This is a genomic window from Photorhabdus hainanensis (assembly GCF_018448965.1).
Classification (GTDB): Bacteria; Pseudomonadota; Gammaproteobacteria; order Enterobacterales; family Enterobacteriaceae; genus Photorhabdus; species Photorhabdus akhurstii.
Window position 1 is genome coordinate 169,687 of the sequence record NZ_RCWD01000003.1, and the last position, 13,871, is coordinate 183,557.

Consider the following 13,871-nt stretch of genomic DNA (forward strand, 5'->3'; position numbering starts at 1 on the left):
AATATGACAAAATTAATTTATTCGAACAGCATCACAATATTTCGCAAAGATATATGGATATCTATTTTTGTCCGATAATGAAAAACTAACTCGAAAAAACAGATTAAAGCACAGTACAAAATCACGCAATATCCATAAATATTTTAGTGCTCAATTCTCATATATGACTGTGCCTTTAACAGTAAAATGAGCGGATATTACATCCGCTCAGTCACCATAGCTAACGCCTGTTCCACAACAGAAACATCCGCGCCCGGTTTATGTGCATTTTCACTAAGATGACGACGCCATTGACGTGCCCCCGGAATCCCCTGGAAAATACCTAAAATATGGCGGGTAATATGCCCCAGATATGTTCCTTTTGATAGTTCTTGCTCTATATAAGGATAAAGTGCTTTAACCACCGCAACAGTATCAACTACCGGCATTGAAGCATCAAATAATTCATGATCAACCTGTGCCAGAATAGACGGGTTCTGATAAGCCTCACGCCCAATCATAATTCCATCCACATGTTGTAGATGCTGTTTCGCTTCTTCCAGCGATTTAATACCGCCATTGATAGCAATCGTTAATTGAGGAAAATCCTTTTTCAATTGATAAACTCGTGGGTAATCCAGCGGTGGAATCTCACGGTTCTCCTTTGGGCTTAAACCAGAAAGCCAAGCTTTACGGGCATGAATGGTAAATATATTGCAGCCACTGCGTTGCACAACAACATCAATAAAATCACATAGGAATTGGTAACTGTCCTGTTCATCAATACCGATACGGGTTTTAACTGTCACCGGCACATTAACCACATCCTGCATGGCTTTGACGCAATCAGCGACCAGTTTAGCTTCCCCCATCAGGCAAGCGCCAAAACGGCCATTTTGCACCCGGTCAGAAGGACAACCGACGTTTAGGTTAATTTCATCATAGCCACGCTCCTGTGCAATCTTCGCACAATGCGCCAACGCCTGCGGATCACTGCCACCTAGTTGTAATGCTATCGGATGTTCTTCTTCGCTGTATGCCAGATAATCGCCTTTACCATGAATAATCGCCCCAGTTGTCACCATTTCGGTATATAACAGCGTTTGCTGACTTAATAAACGATGGAAATAACGGCAGTGACGATCTGTCCAGTCGAGCATGGGAGCTACGGAGAAACGGTTAAGGCTATATTTAACCGTTTCTTTATCTTTCTCGCTGAATTTAAACGTTTTTTCAATTTCTTTACTTTGGTGCATTGCTATACTTTTTAGATTATTTTGATATTCTCAGTACCCATAAATAAGGGAATATACTGCGGAGAATAATATTAAATTATGGCCTACTATAGCATAGTGAAACGCCCCCGTACTGATGACACTATTAGGTATCATTGACAATTGACGTTAAGAAGTATCACAGGTGATTTAATGTAGAGCCGTACAATTTGCTCTCAGGAATATTTTGGGGAAACGCAGAGTACGTTGACTTTAGCGTAATTATTTCAGCTAAAGGGATAAACGGGACCAAAGTCCCATTCCTTTTACTGATATTGAACGTTGAAGTTAATAACCGCGCCACACGCTGCCGCATAACGTTCCAAGGTCTTCATACTTGCGCCAAGAGGATTTTTTTCAAGCCGATTGATACCTGATGGTTTGATACCGATTTTATCTGCCAGCTCAGTCTTTGACATGCCAGAACGTTCACGCATCTCAAACAATATCTGTATCAGTTCCAATTCCTTGTCGGCCTCCTTATACGCAGCGATAGACTCCGCGTCATTCAACATCAACTCCTTCAATTCGTTCAGTGATATTGGTTTCATTTGAACTCCTTAAGCCTCGTATGGGCTGTCTTGATGGCTGCTGCCGGGGTTTTGTCGGTCTTCTTCACGAATGCATGTAGCAGATAGATATTCTGACCTCTTGCAAACGCATACAGTGACCGGGCAATGTCTTTATCTCCTACCCTTTCGAAGGAAAAGATGGATAAAATTCGTGAACGATTGAAAATCGCAGAAGACCATGCCAGAGGAACATAATATGAACCACAATATCGAAGTCAGTAGCGGTAACATTTATGCCGATCTCGGTACGGCAGATGCCGAAGAAATGCAAGTCAAAGCACAACTTGCTACCACCATCGGCAACATCATTAAAAGCCGCCGCCTAACACAGGAAAAAGCCGCACAATTGTTAGGCATGACTCAACCCCGCTGATCTAACATGCTACGTGGGCAGTTCCGGGGGATCAGCGAGGCAAAAATGCTAGATTGCCTGAATCGACTAGGGCGGGACGTTCAGATTGTGATCGGGAAACCACGCCGAACACCCGGTAGCCTTAAAGTCGTTTTTTCTTAATACAACTTTCACAATAGCCCAATCTTCTGGGCTATTTTTATCTGTCGTGCATATACTCAAGCTCAGTTCTTGTCAACAGATCTGACTGGTACCGAACCTTTGCACTACAGCCCTTTTTCGTACAGTTCCTAATCCTGCTGTCGCTCAATTAAATCATTTTAAGCTGGTTGATAATAAAAGGATTCGCCTGAAGCAACAACAACAGTTTTCTTGATGCGCCAGTGGGATAACGGCGTTGGCTTTCCCAACTTTTCACCAAGTCATAACTTACCCCGACCGCCACAGCAAAATCTTGCTGCTTCAAGCCGGTAGCTTCGCGTATTGCTTTAACATCAATTTCGGTGAAAGTATGAACATGTTCTGGTTTAGGTGTCAGCTCACCCTTCTCAATTTTCACCATTTCTTCTGCACTGGCCAGCAGATCGGCAAATAATTATTCAGCACTACTTAATCCGTGCCAATATCATCATGCCCTTGTTCAAATTCCCATTGAATATTATATTTGTCGATAAAATAAAAATATCTTATCTTGCCCATAATCTCGCAAGTTTTTTGTTTTAAAACAGAGTTTTTTTCATCCTCCTCGTTAAAGAACATAAATTCATCACTGGTAATTTCATCTATTTTGTATGGCTTATATAATGGTGATGAGTTTATCAATCTGACATCAGGAAAGTTTTTTATATATTCAAATACACTATCTATATTTTGTATTCTAAGACAAATATGCCCAATACCACCAATATCATTAGCTTCCTTTATTTCAACCCTTTTTGCTCCCGTCGGATGATGATATTCCATTAACTCAATAAAAACCCTAGCTCCAGGAATTTCTAAAAATGCCATTGATACATCAGTCTGTTCAGGGTTATCAATAAAACCCGCTGACTTTGCAAAACCCTTATTTTTAAAATGAGGAAAGAATTGTCTTGGTATTGCCCCAAATAGATTTTTATAAAAGTCTATTGCTGCCATCATGTCATCTACAACAATATTAATATGACCCAATCCTTTAAAGTCTATCATTATTTTCTCCATTAATTTATATAGAGTATAATCTCATCTAAAATAAAGAATAATAAAATTAGCCTACAGAAGATAATCAACAATTAAGATTTAAATTGGAAGCCAGATATACCCCCAAAAAATCAAACAGGTCAATTTTGGGGGTAGATTAAAAACTTGCGTCTATTTATCTCTCGAGTTTTTCCGGCCAATCAATATCCATTGCCTGTGAAACATCTATCCGATTAAGTATTACTCTGTATTCTTTCCATGCCAATAAAGCTATTTTCTCTTCCTCAGTTGCAATACCTAAATCAACAGCGTCTTGCAGTGGCGCAATTTGATTGGTTGCCTCAGCAATAAGTTGTTGTTTTTGGAATTCAGCATGTTGCCGTAATTCATCTTTCGTTGGCGGGGGAATATCCGCCCACTCCGGCAAACCGTTTTTATTTGCCACACGGTGCTTTCCTTCTGGCGCATGATTAGCAGCATATTCCTGATAAATATCATGACTGACTTCTATAATATCATCAGGCAATGAACCAGCGGAAATATAATTTTGTTCCAATTCTACCGGGTAGAAAGCATTTGTTTTTGCACTGTAATAATACATAATTAATATCCTATCGCTATCCAAAAGAATGGGCTATCCCATTTGGCATTTACCCAAGAATTTAATAAATCGAAAGATGAATTATCAATTACATTTACATAGCCAACAGATGCCCCCATAAAACCCATTTTACTTTGAATAGAATTAATATTGACGGCATAATGCGTATTGGAAAAACTAATTGGCAATTGAATACGTTCTATACGGCCAGCATCAATGACCTTAGTACGCCCCCATTGGTAAATAACGCCTGTATCTCCACATTTCCACCAACCATTAACCGCTTTACTGGCAGTATTCCTATTACCTTTGGCATTAACTTGGTTATCTACTTCTTCTTTTGTGTACACCCCAATATCCACAGCATCCAGATCAATATTCTCAGATAATTCCTTACCATTCACTTGCCGAATGTTGGGCACTCTGCTATTAATATTTTCACTAAGCGAATTTACTATTTCCTGAGCAAGCTTTTGCGTAACAGCCAATATGTCACTATCGCCAAGTACATCTGTAAGTTGAATAACACCTTTTTGTGTTAATGAAGCACTTGGAATTTCTATTAAAGCTTTTTTCTCTAAAGCTGTATTTAATTGGGCAGTGAGCTTATCTATATCACCGTCATCCAAAACATCATCACCACATTGTGTAGCGATAAAATTAGCCACCACCGATGATATGGTTGACGATTGACGCAAGACCTTATTTAATAAATCAATGGAAATAACATTGGGAAGAATTCCCATATTCAATTCCTGACTCTCTTCATATTCTTCCTGAGAAACAATATTCGCATCTGGACTAATAGAAAAGGCTTTAAAGTCATTCTTATTACTCATGAGTTCTCCTTAAGGAAAAAACTTATTCTTTCATTAAATAAGACTTTGAGATAATGAAAATTAAAATATCCACCTGTTCATCACATATAATTTTAGATAGCATTTCAATAATAGCCTTTTTCTGATAAGTAATGATGAAATATTTTTATAACTTAGTGAAATTAACTATTTTATTATAATTAATAAAGATAACAATTAAATATTCTAAGCCAAATTTATACCCAAGCCGCTCTTTACATTCAGCATCCACGCCCCCTCTGTTTGAACTATTCCCCAAAAATCAGGTAAGCAAATAAAATAAGCCATTTTACTTTAATCTGAATTTTGTGATGTTCCTCTCATACTAAAAATCGCCAGTTCCAATAGGCTTTGTCAGCTTATAAAAATATTCTTCAGGATTTATTAGCTTGAATTATCCAGAATAGGTCTATTCTTAATATGTGGACAAATTCTATTGTCAATACTTATTAAACCTACTAAGTAAGGGAAATTTATATGCCATCAAGAAGAGACGTTATAGTTGGAGGATTAAGTCTTGCTGCTGCCGGTACGCTATCCGCTGTATCCTCAGCCCACGCTGCAACTGCTAACATAAAACTGACAGGAGCCTACAAAACAAATAGTGCAGAAAAATCCCTTGATATTATTAACCTTTATGATTTGGAAGATGAAGCGCGTAAATTGATTCCTGCGCCCCAATTTGGCTATATCAGCGGCGGCTCAGGTGATGAATGGACTCTACGTGAAAACACCAGAGCCTTTGACGATTTCCAAATTATTCCCCGCTATCTCGCCGGAGTAAAAGAGCCTGACACCACAACCGAGTTGCTCGGTAGTAAAGTGGATATGCCTATTTTCATTCCCCCAATGGCAGCACATGGGCTAACTCATACTACTGCTGAATTGGGCACAGCAAGAGGCGCCGCTGATGCCGGCACACTATTTACCGCACAAACTCTAGCCAATTCACCTCTTGAAGAGATAGCAAAAGTGAGTAATGGCCCTAAATGGTTCCAAATTTATTTTACCAAAGATATGGGCATTAACCGCGAAATGATACGCCGAGCCAAAGCTATGGGAGCAACCGCAATCGTCTTTACGGTCGATTTAGAGTGGAGTGGTAATAGAGAAACTGATAAACGTAATAAATTTGTTTTCCCACATTCATTACCATTTCCGAATATTCCAGGCGTTCCCGCAGGAGCAACCTTAGCAGAGATTACAGCGCTCTTTAAACGGGATCTTGATTTTAATGACCTGGAGTTCCTTGCCAAAGAATCAAGTCTGCCAATCATCGTAAAAGGTATTCAATCTGCCGAAAATGCTAAAGAATGTGTTGACCACGGCGCCGCAGCAATTCAAGTTTCTAATCACGGTGGCCGGCAGTTGGATACTGTCCCGGCAGCAATCGCTTCATTACCGCACATTATTGAAGCTGTCGGATCTAAAATCCCAGTCTATTTAGATGGCGGCATCCGCCGTGGTACCCATGTGTTTAAGGCTCTCGCATTAGGCGCCAAAGCTGTCGCTATCGGTAGGCCCATTTTATATGCGCTGGCATTAGGTGGAGCACCAGGAGTCACTTCCGTTTTAAACCTACTTAAAGATGAGCTAAAACTCTGCATGAAGTTGGCAGGATGTGCGGCCATTAAAGATATAGAGAGAAAATTTATTAATTTGATTTAACCCATTAACTAATAAAGCAAATATTGGCCCCGTTTCATTTGAAACAGGTGATTTCAGGAAACGGGGTAAATTATGTTGCCTTTAGAAATAATGGATACCATAACGAAAAAATCCGGTCTCTCACTTATTACACTATATTTCCTATATTAATTATTTATTTCCCTTTGAAATGTTCTTCAAAGGGAAACATTTCATGTAAATATTAATGGAGTACACGAGATGCTGACAGCTCAGTAATATCAAATTCATAACTTTGTTGTTGTTCCATGTTACTGCGTAAAACATCTTCTACTAATGCAGAAAAACCTGTCATCATCTGCTTTTCCATCATGACGCCTTTTGGTTCAGGCCACGGCAAACTAGCAATTGGCCAGTCACAATGTGACTTATAATAATTAAATTGTTCCAGCCGCTCTTTAGACCGGTCAAAATCATTACTCCAGTAAGCATTGCCCAGCCGAAAATTTGTATAAAACTCATCAAAACTACCGAAGATTTCATAAACATAATCAGCGGTTTTTAGCATATTTTTCCATGCCATTTCTTCACTGATATAACCGGCGCAAAAACAGTTACGACTTAAAACAATTGCAAGCCACAAATCAAACCCCCACACTAATGCAGGAGGGCGTTGATTAATAGGTTTGGCGCATTTATGAATATAGTCAGGTGTTACTTCAACTAATTTGGCAAGCACTTTAAACATTTTCCCATCACTAAGAGCGGCATCAATCGCAAAATGTTTTGAATGCACCCCCTCCCACAAACCCGTTAGCATTTTCATATACCCTTCTTCATCAATAATTCCCCAATCGCTATATAATTGGGATTGATGTTCTTGAGTCAAAGATAATGGAAGCAGGCAGTAACGATAGTTATCATGGGCAACCCGTGATTGTAGAGGATAATGCTCTAGAGTTTCACTCCAAAAACCTAGCCAATAGTCACTAACAATATTTAACCGTAATGCCTGGCGCTTCTCTTCTGGTAAAAGAGATAAACCTGCTTGTCGATAATAACGCCGTTGTTCCCATTCAGGCCGCTTAACAATACGATAAATAATAACAGAGAGTAACATTACACCTAATAATGCTACACCTACTACTTGTGCCAGAAGTAAATAGTCGGCATCAGGGACAGATACATTACCTATTATAAATAAAACAATTGCTACAGATAATACAATACCCATACATACTGCAATTACAAATAAAATATTAATCAATGCATATAATGCTCTTAGAAAAGGTAACTTTCTTCTTTCACAGATAATATGCTTCATTACCTGATAGCCTTTAACTGGGAACTGTCTATAATGAGGCTGATTTTGTAAAAGCTCTTTCATCACAAATGCTTCCTTTCCGAAAATTATCTGTCATATACGATAATTCTTGTCTGTATTATCATAAACTTCAAGAAAACATTATTTTTGCTACTGAATACCAATTTAGTCAAATTAACTCCATCAGGGGACAATCACAATGAACTTTGCTGGATAATATTTTCTATTGAAGAAACATGATAACATCACAATATTATTATCGTACTGGTTGTAAGGGGCGCCATGAAATTGATTAATCAAAAAAAGTTACTGGAACAGGCCGAAGTTATTTGCCAGGCTCGTGGAGTCCGCTTTACTCCGCAGCGTCTTGAGGTTTTGCGTCTCATTTCAGAGCAGCCAGGGGCAATCAGTGCTTATGATTTACTGGATTTGCTACGGGAAGCAGAACCGCAAGCCAAACCGCCTACCGTATACCGAGCACTGGAATTTCTGTTGGAACAGGGATTTATTCATAAAATAGAATCCACCAACAGTTATGTCCTATGCCACCATATTGAACAACCAAGTCACACCTCAGCAATGTTCATTTGTGACCGTTGTGGTTCTGTTACAGAACGAGATGGTGGAACCGTCGAATCCGCCATCCAACAACTAGCAAAAACCGCCGGGTTCAGTTTACGCCATACCGTCATTGAAGCGCATGGCTTATGCTCATCCTGTGAAGAGATCGAATCCTGCACTAAACGAGATGAATGCCAGCATGACCACCGCATTGAAGTAAAAAGAAATAGATAGTAAATACTTACTTTTGATACAGAGCCAGACTGAAATAAACAACCGCAGAATCACGTTTAAGATAATCACAACGATAAATTCAACAACATGATTCTGCCGGAATATTGCAATTCTTTAACAATCTCAAAAACAACAATTTGATATTTTATTATCAAGACCAGTTGCCGTTACGAATCACCCCAACCGCCAATCCTTCAATTGTCAGGCTCTGCTCACGCAAATCCACCACAATTGGCTTAAATTCAGGGTTTTCCGCCAGCAATTCAACTCTATTTCCAGTCTGTTTAAAACGTTTTACCGTCACTTCATCTTCAATGCGAGCAACAATAATCTGCCCATTACGAACATCTTGTGTTTTATGTACGGCCAACAGATCACCATCCATAATCCCAACATCTTTCATAGACATGCCGCTAACCCGCAACAGGAAATCCGCACTTGGCTTAAACAGTGCCGGATCAACCTGATAATGACTTTCAATATGCTCCTGTGCCAACAGTGGTTCACCTGCGGCGACACGGCCAATTAACGGTAAACCAGATTCTTCAAGCAGCAAACGGATACCTCTAGATGCCCCAGCGACAATCTCTATCACCCCTTTACGAGCCAATGCCTTCAAATGCTCTTCAGCCGCGTTAGGTGAACGAAAGCCAAGACGTGCTGCAATTTCAGCACGCGTCGGCGGCATCCCCGTTTGCGAAATATGGTCACGCACCAAGTCATAAACTTGCTGCTGCCTTGCGGTAAGTGCTTTCATTTCGTCCCCTGTTTGTTTATACAGTCAATATGTGAGTATATACAGCTAAATAACGATTGGGAACCTACCAGGGTAGAAAATTAGCCAATTATAATATAATACCTAACTATTAAACTAAATCAGGCCATAAAATAGCGCCAAAGGATGGTCCCCCAGACAATTAACGACATAATCATTGTTAGAAAGACAGCCGCCGACCCCATATCTTTCGCGCGACCGGACAGTTCATGGAACTCACTGCCAATACGATCAACCACAGCTTCAATAGCGCTATTCAGGATCTCCATAATCAACACCAGCATCACTGAACCAATCAGTAAAATGCGTTCAATTGCGCCGATATCCAGATAAAATGCAACCATCATAGCCAATATCGCTAAAACTATTTCCTGACGGAAAGCCGCCTCATTTTTCCATGTCGCCCGAATACCCTTCACCGAATATACGATTGCTTTAATGATACGGGTCAAGCCCTTGGATTGATTCGCCATAAATTATTCACACCAAATATAAGGTTATTTGACACTTTCCCCTTCTATTATTGTCTTAACACAACAGATCTCAACACCTGTTTCTGGTATGCTGGCAACGTGTTGCTAACAAGAGGCTTCAAGATATTTATGTCAAGTTGGCGTAAAATATATTATAAATTATTGAATTTACCACTAAAAATACTGGTAAAGAGCAAACTTATCCCCACAGATCCTATTACTGAATTGCGGCTCGATACGACACGCCCGATTCTGTACGTGCTGCCGTATCATTCCAAAGCAGACTTACTGGCATTACGTCAGCAATGTCTTGAGCAGGATCTGCCGGACCCATTAAATTCACTGGAGATTGGTGACACTGAACTTCCTAGCTATGTATTTATCGATAATGGCCCACGTGTATTCCGCTATTGTGCGCCAAAGCAGGAATCCGTAAAAATTTTCCATGATTACCTAGATCTTCATCGCAATAATCCAAATCTGGATATCCAACTGCTGCCAGTTTCTGTCATGTTTGGCCGTTCCCCGGGACGCGAAGGGCAGAGCGCTCCACATTTGCGGCTACTCAATGGTATCCAAAAATTCTTTGCCATTCTCTGGCTAGGCCGAGATAGTTTTGTGCGCTTTTCAAACACAGTATCGCTACGCTATATGGCGACTGAGCATGGCACTGACAAGACGATTGCCCATAAGCTGGCTCGCGTGGCGCGAATGCACTATTCACGTCAACGCCTGGCAGCCGTTGGGCCACGCCTGCCGGTTCGTCAAGAGTTGTTTAACAAGTTACTGGCATCGAAAGCAATAGAAAAGGCGGTCTCCGATGAGGCCCGCAGCAAGAAAATCTCACATGAGAAAGCCCGACAAAATGCCGTTAATATGATGGAAGAGATTGCGGCGAATTTCTCTTATGAAGCGGTACGGCTGTCAGGCCGTGTACTGGGTTGGACCTGGAACCGTCTGTACCAAGGGATCAATGTTCACAATGCTGAACGCATCCGCCGTCTGGCACAGGATGGCCACGAGCTGGTTTATGCGCCCTGCCACCGTAGCCACATGGATTATTTGCTGCTCTCCTATGTGCTCTATCATCAGGGCTTGGTGCCGCCCCATATCGCCGCTGGCATCAACCTGAATTTTTGGCCGGCAGGGCCAATATTCCGCCGCCTTGGCGCATTTTTCATCCGCCGCACGTTCAAGGGTAATAAACTCTACGCCACGATATTCCGGGAATATCTAGGTGAGTTATTCGCCCGGGGTTATTCTGTTGAATACTTTATGGAAGGCGGTCGCTCCAGGACAGGCCGTTTACTCGATCCTAAAACGGGTACGCTGTCCATGACGTTACAGGCGCTGTTGAGAGGCGAATCACGCCCAATTACCATTATTCCGATCTATATCGGCTACGAACATGTGATGGAAGTTGCCACCTATGCCAAAGAGCTGCGTGGCGCAACCAAAGAGAAAGAGGGCTTTTTCCAGATGATACGCGGTTTGCGCAAACTTCGTAATCTGGGGCAAGGCTACGTCAACTTTGGCGAACCCATCCCGTTGATCCAATACCTTAACAACCATGTTCCTAGCTGGCGCGATTCTATTAATCCAATAGAGTTCCAGCGCCCCGAATGGTTCAATCCGACAGTCAGTCAACTGTCTGAGAAGATTATGGTAAACATCAACAACACTGCGGCGGCTAACGCGATCAACTTGTGTTCAACCGCCCTGCTTTCGTCACGTCAGCGAGCGCTAACTCGCGAGCAACTGCTTGAGCAACTGGATTGTTATATACAGCTCATGAGCAATGCGCCCTACGCTGCCGATGTCACTGTACCAAAGAAAACCGCGGAGGAGTTGTTAGAACACGCTCTGCAAATGGATAAGTTCGAGGTAGACAAAGACAGTATGGGCGACATTATCATTCTGCCGCGTGATCGGGCAGTTTTGATGACCTACTACCGCAACAATATTCAACATCTCTTAGTACTGCCATCGCTGATTGCCTGCATCGTTATTCATCATCGCCGTATCAGCCGCGAAGCGTTGTTAAACCAGGTCGCGATCATTTATCCACTCCTTAAAGCCGAGCTGTTTATGCGTTATAGCAAAGCGGAGCTGCCAGAAGTGGTTAATACGCTGATCAACGAACTGACCCGCCAATGCCTTATCTGCAACAAGGAGCATGGCATGTTGGTGCTTAATCCAGCACGTATCCGCCCCCTGCAATTACTGGCAGCCGGTGTCCGTGAAACACTGCAACGTTATGCCATCACCCTCTCTTTACTGAACGCCAACCCAATAATCAGCCGGGGAGCGCTGGAAAAAGAGAGTCGGATGTTAGCGCAACGTCTGTCGGTATTGCATGGCATCAACGCACCTGAATTCTTTGATAAGGCGGTATTTACTACGTCGGTAAATACACTACGTGAAGAAGGTTATATCAGTGACAGTGGCAATGCGATTACAGCAAATACCCACGATCTGTATCAGGTATTGGGTGAACTGATGTCACCTGAGATTCGTCTTACGATCGAGAGTGTTAGTTTGCCGCCAGAGCATAACGATACCGAAGAGAGCGCCAAGGAAGGATAATCTTCTTAAATACTGGTGATAATGGTTATTCACATTATCACCAGATATTTCAGACATAGCTGAAGAAAATGCCAAGGAATAACACCAGACCAACATAGTTATTATTGAGGAATGCCTGGAAACACAGTGTTCTTTCCCGGCCGGCGATCAGTTTCTGCTGATAAATAAATAGCGTACCCGCAAGCAACAGTGACCAATAGTAGATACCGCCCAGATTCATCATATAACCCACCAGCGCCAGCACCAGTAACATAGCGAGTTGCAATAACCCTATAATCAATTTATCGAAACGACCAAACAGGATAGCGGTGGACTTAACGCCTATTTTCAAATCATCGTTTCGATCGACCATCGCATATTGTGTATCATAAATAACCGACCAGAAGATATTAACTAGGAATAATAACCAACACTCTAGTGGTAAAGACTCACTAACCGCAGCAAATCCCATAGGAATAGCCCAACCGTAAGCTGCCCCTAGCACAAACTGAGGAAGATGACTAAATCGTTTAACAAAGGGGTAAAACCAAGCCAGAGCCAACCCAACGACTGACAACCCGATCGCCATTTTATTCAAGGCCAGCACCAGCCCAAAAGAGATCAGCGCCAGCACGACAAACAGGAGCTTACTCTCTTTCTCACTGATGGACCCACTCGGCAGAGGACGTGCTTTTGTACGTTCTACGTAACCATCAAATTTTCTGTCAGCAAAATCATTGATCACACATCCCGCTGCACGCATCAGAAACACACCGGCAGTAAAGACCAATAATATGTGCATATCCGGAATCCCTTTCCCTGCTACCCACAAGGCCCAGAAAGTCGGCCACAACAACAATAATGCACCGATAGGCTTATCAATACGCATTAAACGGCAATAGGCCAGCCATTTACTTTGCGCCATACTTCCCTTCCCCCTTTTAAATTTTACCTTTATATACAGGTGATTCAGGTAAAAAGACTTCGGTTAATAATAATGGCTTGCCTGATAACCTTAGCAATGATCGTCTTGCCCAACGGTTTACCTGCCGCCCCACATGAATATAGTCCCGCGTCAATTTATTACCACTAAAAAGATACCGCCCCAGTGGGACTGTTCCTAAATCAACCAAACTTTCATCAGGACCGGTCAATGTCGCTTCCGGGATTAACGTCCGCCCCAATAGCCAAGGGATATTATCGCCACACAGCACGATCTCACGCAGCCAATATCTTTGACTCGCTGGCAAACACTCACTTTCATCAGAAAGTTGTTCGGCGGTAATAAAACATTCTCTGAACGGTATGATACACACACGATTACAATATTGCTCAAAACGGCGAGTCATTGAGCCTAATTCCATCAACCAATCTAAAATCTCATCAGACAAAATGGGCGAATCCACCGAAAGCCATTGAATAGGCGCCGTTGTTAATATTGAGTCAGTTGACATACGATTTTCCATTAGGACAAATTTCTTTTATCCGGAAGTACAATT

General features: G+C 41.8%; 15 protein-coding genes and 1 pseudogene. 4 read left to right on the plus strand and 12 right to left on the minus strand.

From position 1 onward, the window contains the following. Window positions 1-197: 197 nt before the first annotated feature. The 3 genes from dusA to EAE92_RS24935 form a co-directional block, all read right to left on the minus strand. On the minus strand, window positions 198-1,235 hold the full coding sequence (dusA, locus tag EAE92_RS03300; RefSeq protein WP_214067034.1) for a tRNA dihydrouridine(20/20a) synthase DusA: 1,038 nt from the start codon (window positions 1,233-1,235) through the stop codon (window positions 198-200). Window positions 1,236-1,519: 284 nt separating this feature from the next. Then, window positions 1,520-1,804, minus strand: a complete 285-nt coding sequence (locus EAE92_RS03305; protein WP_065389959.1) for a helix-turn-helix domain-containing protein — start codon at window positions 1,802-1,804, stop codon at window positions 1,520-1,522. Beyond that, on the minus strand, window positions 1,801-2,010 hold the full coding sequence (locus EAE92_RS24935; protein WP_082300848.1) for a type II toxin-antitoxin system RelE/ParE family toxin: 210 nt from the start codon (window positions 2,008-2,010) through the stop codon (window positions 1,801-1,803). The genes EAE92_RS03305 and EAE92_RS24935 overlap by 4 nt, the downstream gene beginning before the upstream one ends. Window positions 2,011-2,021: 11 nt before the next feature. Here EAE92_RS24935 and EAE92_RS03315 point away from each other — a divergent pair. Continuing rightward, window positions 2,022-2,339 (plus strand): annotated as a pseudogene (locus EAE92_RS03315) (helix-turn-helix domain-containing protein). Between the two features lie 148 nt (window positions 2,340-2,487). On the opposite strand, the gene nadS reads toward EAE92_RS03315, so the two are convergent. The 4 genes from nadS to EAE92_RS03335 all read right to left on the minus strand — a co-directional run bounded on the left by nadS (window position 2,488) and on the right by EAE92_RS03335 (window position 4,796). Continuing rightward, a complete protein-coding gene (gene nadS / locus EAE92_RS03320; RefSeq protein WP_065389958.1) occupies window positions 2,488-2,739 on the minus strand; it encodes a NadS family protein in 252 nt (83 codons plus the stop codon). 47 nt (window positions 2,740-2,786) lie between these two features. Beyond that, complete coding sequence (locus EAE92_RS03325; protein WP_214067035.1) at window positions 2,787-3,365, minus strand: VOC family protein; 579 nt, start codon at window positions 3,363-3,365, stop codon at window positions 2,787-2,789. A gap of 166 nt (window positions 3,366-3,531) precedes the next feature. Then, complete coding sequence (locus EAE92_RS03330; RefSeq protein ID WP_214067036.1) at window positions 3,532-3,957, minus strand: tail fiber assembly protein; 426 nt, start codon at window positions 3,955-3,957, stop codon at window positions 3,532-3,534. Window positions 3,958-3,959: 2 nt separating this feature from the next. Further along, complete coding sequence (locus EAE92_RS03335) at window positions 3,960-4,796, minus strand: gp53-like domain-containing protein (RefSeq protein WP_110091513.1); 837 nt, start codon at window positions 4,794-4,796, stop codon at window positions 3,960-3,962. A 495-nt stretch (window positions 4,797-5,291) separates the two neighbouring features. Between EAE92_RS03335 and EAE92_RS03340 the strand changes: the two genes are divergently transcribed. Then, window positions 5,292-6,482: a lactate oxidase gene (locus EAE92_RS03340; RefSeq protein WP_246544985.1), complete on the plus strand. Its 1,191-nt coding sequence runs from the start codon at window positions 5,292-5,294 to the stop codon at window positions 6,480-6,482. Between the two features lie 202 nt (window positions 6,483-6,684). Here EAE92_RS03340 and EAE92_RS03345 read toward each other — a convergent pair whose 3' ends face one another. Next, on the minus strand, window positions 6,685-7,827 hold the full coding sequence (locus EAE92_RS03345; protein WP_214067037.1) for a DUF1266 domain-containing protein: 1,143 nt from the start codon (window positions 7,825-7,827) through the stop codon (window positions 6,685-6,687). 219 nt (window positions 7,828-8,046) lie between these two features. Between EAE92_RS03345 and zur the strand changes: the two genes are divergently transcribed. Continuing rightward, a complete protein-coding gene (zur, locus tag EAE92_RS03350; RefSeq protein ID WP_046396143.1) occupies window positions 8,047-8,559 on the plus strand; it encodes a zinc uptake transcriptional repressor Zur in 513 nt (170 codons plus the stop codon). Window positions 8,560-8,710: 151 nt separating this feature from the next. Here zur and lexA read toward each other — a convergent pair whose 3' ends face one another. After that, the gene (lexA, locus tag EAE92_RS03355) at window positions 8,711-9,316 is read right to left on the minus strand and encodes a transcriptional repressor LexA (RefSeq protein ID WP_214067038.1); all 606 of its coding nucleotides are present in this window, start codon (window positions 9,314-9,316) and stop codon (window positions 8,711-8,713) included. Window positions 9,317-9,435: 119 nt separating this feature from the next. Then, entirely contained in the window at window positions 9,436-9,807 is a 372-nt protein-coding gene (locus tag EAE92_RS03360; RefSeq protein ID WP_214067039.1) for a diacylglycerol kinase, read from the minus strand. A gap of 129 nt (window positions 9,808-9,936) precedes the next feature. Between EAE92_RS03360 and plsB the strand changes: the two genes are divergently transcribed. Then, window positions 9,937-12,393, plus strand: coding sequence for a glycerol-3-phosphate 1-O-acyltransferase PlsB (gene plsB, locus EAE92_RS03365; RefSeq protein WP_214067040.1), 2,457 nt, complete (start codon window positions 9,937-9,939; stop codon window positions 12,391-12,393). 49 nt (window positions 12,394-12,442) lie between these two features. Here plsB and ubiA read toward each other — a convergent pair whose 3' ends face one another. Beyond that, window positions 12,443-13,297, minus strand: coding sequence for a 4-hydroxybenzoate octaprenyltransferase (ubiA, locus tag EAE92_RS03370; RefSeq protein ID WP_214067041.1), 855 nt, complete (start codon window positions 13,295-13,297; stop codon window positions 12,443-12,445). A gap of 16 nt (window positions 13,298-13,313) precedes the next feature. Further along, window positions 13,314-13,826: a chorismate lyase gene (gene ubiC / locus EAE92_RS03375; protein WP_214067042.1), complete on the minus strand. Its 513-nt coding sequence runs from the start codon at window positions 13,824-13,826 to the stop codon at window positions 13,314-13,316. Window positions 13,827-13,871 lie beyond the last annotated feature (45 nt).